We start from the raw sequence: 282 nt of genomic DNA on the forward strand, positions 1-282 counted from the left end.
CCAAAAACCCATCGCTACCCTCACCGGGCACAGCGATTCTGTGTGGAGCGTCGCCTTTAGTCCAGATGGCTTGACTTTGGCTTCTGCAAGCAGTGACAACACCATCAAACTGTGGCATCTGCAAAGCCAAAAACCCATCGCTACCCTCACCGGGCACAGCAATTCTGTCTTGAGCGTCGCCTTTAGTCCAGATGGCTTGACTTTGGCTTCTGCAAGCAGTGACAACACCATCAAACTGTGGCACCTGCAAAGCCAAAAACCCATCGCTACCCTCACCGGGCA

At 53.5% G+C, this 282-nt stretch carries 1 protein-coding gene; it reads left to right on the forward strand.

Annotated elements, in window-relative coordinates; genetic code table 11:
- The coding region (locus QUA70_RS28625) for a WD40 repeat domain-containing protein (protein ID WP_445301494.1) at positions 1 to 282 on the forward strand (282 nt) is incomplete at both ends.

The sequence above is a fragment of the Microcoleus sp. LAD1_D5 genome, assembly GCF_036702115.1.
GTDB lineage: Bacteria > Cyanobacteriota > Cyanobacteriia > Cyanobacteriales > Microcoleaceae > Microcoleus.